The following is an 8,688-nucleotide window of genomic DNA, read 5'->3' on the forward strand; positions in this document are numbered from 1 at the left end:
CCGTGAACCCTGCCGGACCCGTCGGACATGTCGCGACATTGCGCCGCGTCAAGCGCGAGGTGGTTCAGCCCTCGACGAGAACCGGCGCGTCCAGCACGTACTCGGCCAGGTTGACGCCCGAGCCGCCACGATCGACGACGAGGAAGTCGGACCGCTCGCCGAGCGCCACCAGCGGGTGGTGCCAGGTGCCGCGTGCATAGGAAACCCCTTGCGCGCCGCTCGCCATGAAGGCGACGGGCTCGCCGGGCCGCCCGTCCGCATCGCTTGCCACGACCACGAGATAGGGGCGGCCCTCCAGCGGCATGAAGGCCTGGCTGCCCAGCGGATGCCGCTCCAGCATCTCGACGCGGAAGGGGAGGTCGAACGGTTTGCCGCGGAAGATCGAGATCAGCGCGTGGCCGCCGCCGGACGACACGTCCACCGGCGCGATGTCGTGGAAGCGCGTCGTGGTGCCGTTGTTGATGAGCCGGATCTCGGTGCAGTTGTCGGGCTCGATCACCTCGCCGAACGGGCGGAAGGCGTCCGCCGTCAATGGCACGGCGCGGAGGGTGCGAAGGCTCATGCGGCGCTTCCGAGAATCGCGTCGAGCCGCAACCGGGCGATCCGCTCGACTTCGGCCGTCGCCGTGCGGAACTCGGTTTCCGCGTCGTTCGACACGCGGCTCTCGAAGGCAGCGAGGATGTCGTGCTTCGAGCGGCCGCGCACGGCGATGATGAAGGGGAAGCCGAAGCGCGCCTGATAGCGGGCGTTCAGGTCGGTGAACCGAGCGAGTTCGTCGGGCGTCAGGCGGTCGAGGCCGGCGGACGCCTGTTCGGCCGATGAATCGGACGTGAGGTCGCCGGCGAGCGCAAGACGCCCGGCGAGATCGGGATGGGCGCGCAGGACGCCGAGCCGCTCCTCGCGGCTTGCGCGGCGGAACTGGACGGCGAACGCGGCGGCCAGTCCCTCCGCGGTGTCGCTGGCGGGCCCGAGGCCGCGATCGAGGACGCGCTCGGCGATGAAGCGCGAATGCTCGTAGATGCCGCCGAACATTTCCAGGAACACGGCCCGCTCCAGCCGGTGCGGGCTGATCGTCTCGCGATAGGGGAAGCGGGCGCGCCAGTGGCGGGCGATGTCGGCGCGTGTGGCGACCCAGACGTCGGGCTTCGAGCGGACATAGTCGAGAAAGCGCTCCAGCGCCGCCGAGCGACCGGGACGGCCGACGAGGCGGCAGTGGAGGCCGACGTTCAGCATCTTGGCCGCGCCCGCCTCGCCCTCGGCATAGAGCGCGTCGAAGGCGTCCTTGAGGTAGGTGTAGAACTGCTCGCCCGTATTGAACCCCTGCGGCGTCGCAAAACGCATGTCGTTGGTGTCGAGCGTGTAGGGCAGGACGAGGATCGGCTTGATGCGCGTTTCCTGCCAGTAGGGCAAGTCGTCGGCATAGGCGTCGGAGACGTAGAGAAAGTCGCGCTCGGCGGCGAGTTCCAGCGTGTGCTCGGAGGAGCGGCCGGTGTACCAACCGAGCGGCGGCTCGCCCGTCACCGCCTCGTGGAGCGCCAGCGCCTCGTCCATGTCGGCGCGCTCGGCGTCGGCCGCGTGGTCGCGATAGTCGATCCATTTCAGCCCGTGCGAGGCGATCTCCCAACCGGCCTCGTGCATCGCGGCCACCTGTTCGGGGCTGCGCTCCAGCGCGGTGGCGACGCCGTAGACCGTGACCGGCATCTGCCGCTCGGTGAACAGCCGCCAGAGGCGCCAGAAGCCGGCGCGCGCGCCGTATTCGTAGATCGATTCCATGTTCATGTGGCGCTGGCCGGGCCAGGGCGCGGCGCCCACGATCTCCGACAGGAACGCCTCGGACGCCTTGTCGCCGTGGATCACGGCATTCTCGCCGCCCTCCTCGTAATTCACCACGAACTGGACACAGATCTTCGCCGCGCCGCTGCCGTTGGGGTTCGGCCACTGCGGGTCCGGAGCGTTGCGGCCGTAGCCGCGGAGGTCGCGGGGGTAGGAACTGGTCATCGGACGGCCCTCGATCGTGACGCTAAGCGCAAGCTCTGGATACGCGCTTGCCGGCGCGCTTGCCAAGGCGGCGGCGGCGCGAAGCGTTCCAACCTTTCCGCTGGACGGGGCGTCGCGAACGGGTGCAGACTGGCGCACCGGACGATCGAGACGGAACGGATCCTCGCACGATGCCACCATTGCCCCCCGGCTCCGGCCGGCTGACGACGCATGTTCTGGACACGGCCCGCGGCACGCCTGCGCGCGGGTTGGAACTCGTGCTCCACCGGCTGGAGGGCGAGCGGCGGGACCTCGTCGGCGAAGGGCGCACCAACGAGGACGGGCGCTGCGAGGCGCCCTTGATGCAGGGCGAGGGCTTCCGCCACGGGACGTACGAGATCACCTTCTTCTGCGGCCCGTATTTCGACGCGCAAGGGGTCGAGCTCGACCAGCCGAAGTTCCTCGACGACGTCGTGATCCGCTTCGGCATCTCGGAGGACCGCCACTACCACGTGCCGCTCCTCCTTTCGCCCTTCGGCTATTCGACCTATCGGGGAAGCTGATGGCGCCGATCCGCTTCATCCTGAACGGCGAGGAGCGCAGCGTGGAGGGGCTCGCCCCTACCACCACGGTTCTCCAGTACCTGCGCGGTCCCGCCGAACGCCTGACCGGCACCAAGGAAGGCTGCGCGGAAGGGGATTGCGGCGCCTGCACCGTCATGGTCGAGGAGCCCGACGGGAAGGGCGGCCTGAAGCGGCGGGCTTTGAACGCCTGCATCCTGTTCCTTCCGGCGCTGCACGGGCGCTCGGTCGAGACCGTGGAGCATCTGGCGTCGGCCGGCGGGCTTCATCCCGTGCAGGACGCGATGGTCGAGCATCACGCCAGCCAGTGCGGCTTCTGCACGCCGGGCTTCGTGATGCAGCTCTACGCCGGATGGCGCACGGGTGCGCTCACCGACCGGCAGTCGGTCAAGGACGTCGTCTCGGGCAATCTGTGCCGCTGCACCGGCTACGGGCCGATCGTCGACGCGGGGCTCGACGTCGCGGCCGTCCCGGTGCCCGACACCGGACCCGAGGACGCGCTGCGCTCCGAGGCTCTGCAGTCGCTTCGCGGCGACGATCTTTTCCGCTACGAGGCGGCCGGTGCGACCTGGCTTTCGCCCGCCGACGTCGACCAGCTTGCCGACACCTATGCCGCCCACCCCAAGGCGACGCTGGTGGCCGGCGCCACCGATGTCGGCCTCTGGGTGACGAAGCAGCACCGCAGCTTCGAAACCTTGATCGACGTGTCGCGCGTTCACGACCTCCGCCATATCGAGGAGGGGCCGGAAAGCCTGTTCTTCGGCGCCGCCGTGACCCATGCCGACGCCCGCGCGCGGCTGGCCGAGCTGCATCCCGACCTCGGCGAGGTGATGCGCCGCTTCGCCGGATATCAGGTGCGCAACGCCGGGACGGTCGGCGGCAACATCGCCAACGGCTCGCCGATCGGTGACCTTCCGCCGGTGCTGATCGCGCTCGGCGCGACGCTCTATCTGCGGCAGGGCGAGGCGGTGCGGCGGCTGCCGCTCGAGGACTTCTTCCTCGAATACGGCAAACAGGACCGCCGCGAGGGCGAGTTCGTGGTCGCCGTCGAGGTTCCGCTCCTGAAGGAGGGCGAGCGCTTCTCGGCCTCCAAGATTTCCAAGCGCATGGATTCCGACATCTCGGCCGTCCTCGCCGCCTTCAAGCTCGGCTTCGAGGGCGAGCGCGTCGCGAGCGCGCGGCTTGCCTTCGGCGGCATGGCGGGAACGCCGAAGCGCGCGCTCACCGCCGAGGCGATGCTGGTCGGCCGCCCCTTCGACGAGGCGGCGGTGAGGGATGCCGTGGCGGCGCTGGCCGACGATTTCCAGCCGCTCAGCGATATGCGCGCGACGGCAGACTATCGCCTCAAGACCGCGGCCGCCTGTCTCGAACGCTTCCGGCTCGAGCTGTCGGGCGTCCCCACGCGGATTTCGGAGGTCGCGTGATGGACGAGACCCGCATCCAGGACCGCGGCGAGGCCGGCACGGTCGATCCCGCCGCGCTCGACGAGGCGCCGCCGGCACCCCGCGCCCGACTGAAGGGCGGCGTCGGTCAGCCGATCCGCCACGACAGCGGCGTGAAGCACGTGACGGGCGAGGCGCGCTACACCGACGACGAACCCGAGCTTCCCGGTACGCTCCAGGTCTTCATCGCCATGAGCCCGCGCGCCAACGCGGCGATCCTGTCGATGGATCTCGATCCGGTGCGCGCGGCGCCTGGCGTCGTCTGTGTGCTCGGCGCCGGGGACATTCCCGGCATCAACGACTATTCGCCGGTCTTCGGCGACGATCCGATCTTCGCGGAGGGCCGGGTCCACTATGTCGGCCAGCCGCTCTTCGCGGTGGCGGCGGCGGACCTCCGCACCGCGCGCATGGCGGCAGAGCTTGCGAAGGTCGAGTATGCCGAGGCCCCGCCGGCGATCACGATCGACGAGGCGCTGACCGTCGCAGACGAGGCCGGCGAGGACCTGCTGCCGCCCCACGAGATGCGGCTCGGCGATGCGGAAGCCGCGATCGCAGACGCGCCGCACAGGATCGAGGGCCGCGTCGAGACCGGCGGGCAGGACCACTTCTATCTCGAAGGCCATATCGCCACCGCGATCCCGCTGGAGGACGGCGACGTCCTCGTGCGCTCCTCGACGCAGCATCCGTCCGAGGTCCAGCACAATGTCGCAAAGGCCCTCGGGCGGCCGGACAATGCCGTCACGATCGAGGTGCGGCGCATGGGCGGCGGCTTCGGCGGCAAGGAATCGCAGCCGGCACTGTTTGCGGCCGTCTGCGCGCTGGTCGCGGTGAAGACGGGGCGGCCCGCCAAATGCCGGCTCGACCGCGACGACGACATGGAGATGACCGGCAAGCGCCACGAGATGCGTGCCGACTACCGGATCGGCCACGACGGCGAGGGCCGCATCCTCGGCGCCGAGTTCCGCCACGTGGTGCGCTGCGGCTACTCCAAGGACCTGTCGGGGGCGATCGCAGACCGCGCGATGTTCCACGCCGACAACGCCTATGATCTGAAAGCCGCGCACATCCATTCGCGGCGCCTGAAGACCAACACGGTCTCCAACACCGCGTTCCGTGGCTTCGGCGGGCCGCAGGGGATGGTGGCGATCGAGCGGGCGATGGACCGCATAGCCTTCGACCTGAAGCTCGATCCGCTGGATGTGCGCCGGCGCAACTTCTACGCCGCAATGGGCGAGGGAACACCCGGCCATACGCCCTACCTCATGGCGGTCGAGGACTGCGTGATCGCCGAGATCGTCGGCGAGCTGGAGGCGTCGAGCGACTACCGCGCGCGGCGCCGGGCGATCGAGGCCTTCAACGCGTCGAGCCCGATCCTCAAGAAGGGGCTCGCGCTGACGCCGGTGAAGTTCGGCATCTCCTTCACGACGACGCATCTCAACCAGGCCGGTGCGCTGGTCCACGTCTACAAAGACGGCTCGGTCCATCTCAACCACGGCGGGACGGAGATGGGGCAGGGCCTCTTCACCAAGGTCGCGCAGGTCGTCGCCGAGGAGTTCCAGATCGACGTCGCGGACGTGAAGATCACCGCGACCACCACCGCCAAGGTGCCCAATACGTCGGCCACCGCCGCCTCGTCGGGCTCCGACCTCAACGGCATGGCCGCGCAGGCTGCCGCGCGCACCATCAAGGAGCGGCTGATCGACTACGCCGTCTCGCGCTACGACGTGGCGCGCGAGGCCGTAGTCTTCGGTCCCGGCAAGGTGCGGATCGGCCAGAAGGAACTGCGCTTCCGCGACCTCGTCGGCGAGGCCTATCTCGCCCGCGTCTCGCTCTCCTCGACCGGCTTCTATGCGACGCCCGGCATCGCGTACGACCGGGAGACGGCGAGCGGCAAGCCGTTTTACTACTTCGCCTACGGCGCCTCGTGCTCGGAGGTGGTGATCGACACGTTGACCGGCGAGAACCGGCTGCTGCGGGCCGACATCCTCCACGACGTCGGCCGCTCGCTGAACCCGGCGCTGGATCTCGGCCAGGTCGAGGGCGGCTTCATCCAGGGCATGGGCTGGCTGACCATGGAGGAGCTGTGGTGGGACAAGGCGGGGCGGCTGCGCACCCATGCGCCCTCCACCTACAAGATCCCGACCGCCAACGATCGGCCGGACGACCTCCGCGTCAAGCTGTGGGACAAGGGCCGCAATCCGGCCGACACGATCTTCCGCTCCAAGGCCGTCGGCGAGCCGCCCTTCATGCTGGCGCTCTCGGTCTTCTCTGCGCTGGGCGACGCGATCTGCGCGGCCGGTGACCGCCGCCGCTTCCCCGATCTCGACGCGCCGGCAACGCCCGAGCGCATCCTCGCCGCCGTCGAGGCGGTGCGGGGGGCTTGAGCTTGCTGGCCGATCTCAAGGCGGCGCTGGCCGCGCGCGATCCCGCGATCGTGGTGCGGGTCGAGCGTGCCGAGGGCTCGACGCCGCGCGAGGCCGGGGCCGCGATGCTGGTCACGGCGTCCGGCGTCTTCGGCACGGTCGGCGGCGGCGCGCTCGAGATGGAAGGGATCGCGGAGGCGCGGCGCATGCTGGCGGCCGGCGAGCGCGAGGGACGGCTCGACATTCCGCTCGGGCCCGCGATCGGCCAGTGCTGCGGCGGCCGCGTCGTGCTCGGCCTCCAGCGTGGCACCGCGGCGCTCTTCGAACAGCTGGAACAGGCCGACGAGACGGCGCGCCTCGGCTGGCCGCATGTCTACCTCTTCGGCGCCGGCCACACGGGGCAGGCGACGGCGCGCGCGGTGGCCCCGCTGCCGCTGCGCACGCTCGTGATCGACACGCGGGCGGACCGGCTCGCCGAGCTTCCGCCCGGCATCGAGCGCCGCCGCGTGGCGATGCCCGAGGCCGAGATCGCCGGGGCACCCCGCGGCAGCGCTTTCGTCGTGATGACCCACGACCACGGTCTCGACTTCCTGATCGGCGCCGCCGCGCTCGGGCGGACGGATGCGGCCTATGTCGGGATGATCGGCTCGGCGACGAAGCGCGAGAAGTTTCGCCGATTCCTCGCCGAGCGCGGCGAGGCGGAGCGAATCGGACGGCTCGTCCTGCCGATCGGCGGCTCGGCGGTGCGCGACAAGCGCCCGGCGGTGATCGCCGCGATGGTCGCCGCAGAGCTCGTCGTTCAACTTCTTGGGCAAAACATGGAGCAGGATTGCGCAGGCTTTGCGCCTGCGTAAACTCGGTGCAATATCGGGACCGGGTGTCCCGCCGGTCGGAGTTCCATGGCGCATCGTCTTGAACTGAGGAGCATTTCGAAGCGCTTCCCCGGCGTCGTCGCCAACGACGACATCTCGTTTTCCGTGGAGCCGGGGCGCATCCATGCGCTGCTCGGCGAGAACGGGGCGGGCAAGTCCACCCTCGTCAAGATCATCTACGGCGTGCAGCAGGCGGACGAGGGCACCATGCTCTTCGACGGCCGGCCGGTGCGCGTCGGCTCGCCGCGCGAGGCGCGGGCGCTCGGCATCGGCATGGTGTTCCAGCACTTCTGCCTGTTCGAGGCGATGACGGTTCTCGAGAACGTCGCGCTCGGCATGGATGACCCGCCGCCCCGGCGCGAGCTCGAAGCGCGCGTGCGCGAGGTGATGACGGCCTACGGCCTCGGCCTCGACCCGCATCGCGAGGTGCACACACTATCCGTCGGCGAGCGCCAGCGCATCGAGATCGTGCGCGCGCTCCTCGGCAAGCCGAAGCTCCTGATCATGGACGAGCCGACCTCGGTGCTGACGCCGCAGGAGGTGGACGCGCTGTTCGCGGTCCTCCGCCAGCTGGCGAGCGAGGGCTGCTCGATCCTCTACATTTCGCACAAGCTCGGCGAGATCAAAGCGCTGTGCACGTCGGCGACGATCCTGCGCGGCGGCCGGGTCGTCGCCTCCTGCGATCCGCGCGAGGAGACTGCCAAGTCCATGGCCGAGCTGATGATCGGCGGCTCGCTGAAGGCGTTGAAGCCGAAGGCGGAGGGGCAGTTCCGCGAGACCCGCCTCAGCGTCGAGGCCTTGAGCGCGCCCGGCGATCCGCCCTTCGGCACCAGCCTGAAGGACGTCGCCTTCTCGGTCCGCTCCGGCGAGATTCTCGGCATCGCGGGCGTGGCTGGCAACGGGCAGAACGAGCTTCTGGAAGTCCTGTCGGGCGAAAAGCTGAACGGCGTGTCCGGCGCGATCACCATCGGCGGCGCCCGCGTCGAGCGACAGGGTGTGTCGGCCCGCCGGCGGCAGGGGCTGGCCACCGTGCCGGAGGAGCGCAACGGGCACGCGGCGGTGCCCGCCCTGTCGCTCGCCGAGAATGCGATCCTCTCGGCGCGCGCGCGGAAGGGGCTCAGCCACGGCGGCCTGATCCGCCTAAAGGCGGCGCGCGATTACGCGCGAAGCGTGATCTCCGCCTTTTCCGTCAAGGCGACGGGCGAGGGCGCGCTGGCAGGCAGCCTCTCGGGCGGCAACCTGCAGAAGTTCATCATGGGCCGCGAGATCGGCCAGGAGCCCAGCGTGCTCGTGGTCTCGCAGCCGACCTGGGGCGTCGATGCGGGTGCCGCCGGCTTCATTCGGCAGGCGATGATCGATCTGGCGGCGCGGGGCGCGGCGATCGTCGTCGTCAGCCAGGACCTCGACGAGCTTCTGGAGCTCTGCGACCGCATCGCTGTCCTCAACGAGGGAC

Annotated in this window: 7 protein-coding genes; 5 read left to right on the plus strand and 2 right to left on the minus strand. The window is 70.0% G+C overall.

Going from position 1 to position 8,688, the window contains the following annotated elements; genetic code table 11:
• Positions 1-64: 64 nt before the first annotated feature.
• Both QZ753_RS05890 and puuE read right to left on the minus strand, forming a co-directional pair.
• On the minus strand, positions 65-562 hold the full coding sequence (locus tag QZ753_RS05890) for an ureidoglycolate lyase (protein ID WP_294641836.1): 498 nt from the start codon (positions 560-562) through the stop codon (positions 65-67).
• Positions 559-1,998 carry an allantoinase PuuE gene (gene puuE / locus QZ753_RS05895; protein ID WP_294641838.1) on the minus strand — a complete coding sequence of 480 codons (1,440 nt, stop codon included), beginning with the start codon at positions 1,996-1,998 and terminating at the stop codon, positions 559-561. The genes QZ753_RS05890 and puuE overlap by 4 nt, the downstream gene beginning before the upstream one ends.
• Positions 1,999-2,168: 170 nt before the next feature.
• Between puuE and uraH the strand changes: the two genes are divergently transcribed.
• The 5 genes from uraH to QZ753_RS05920 form a co-directional block, all read left to right on the plus strand.
• Entirely contained in the window at positions 2,169-2,540 is a 372-nt protein-coding gene (uraH, locus tag QZ753_RS05900; protein ID WP_294641840.1) for a hydroxyisourate hydrolase, read from the plus strand.
• Positions 2,540-3,982: a xanthine dehydrogenase small subunit gene (xdhA, locus tag QZ753_RS05905; protein ID WP_294641842.1), complete on the plus strand. Its 1,443-nt coding sequence runs from the start codon at positions 2,540-2,542 to the stop codon at positions 3,980-3,982. Before uraH ends, xdhA begins: the two co-directional genes overlap by 1 nt.
• Entirely contained in the window at positions 3,982-6,384 is a 2,403-nt protein-coding gene (xdhB, locus tag QZ753_RS05910; protein ID WP_294641843.1) for a xanthine dehydrogenase molybdopterin binding subunit, read from the plus strand. The genes xdhA and xdhB overlap by 1 nt, the downstream gene beginning before the upstream one ends.
• A complete protein-coding gene (gene xdhC / locus QZ753_RS05915; RefSeq protein ID WP_294641845.1) occupies positions 6,381-7,217 on the plus strand; it encodes a xanthine dehydrogenase accessory protein XdhC in 837 nt (278 codons plus the stop codon). The genes xdhB and xdhC overlap by 4 nt, the downstream gene beginning before the upstream one ends.
• Positions 7,218-7,262: 45 nt before the next feature.
• The coding region (locus tag QZ753_RS05920; RefSeq protein WP_294641847.1) for an ABC transporter ATP-binding protein at positions 7,263-8,688 on the plus strand (1,426 nt) is incomplete at its 3' end.

This window comes from uncultured Aureimonas sp., from assembly GCF_913775355.1.
Lineage (GTDB): Bacteria > Pseudomonadota > Alphaproteobacteria > Rhizobiales > Rhizobiaceae > Aureimonas.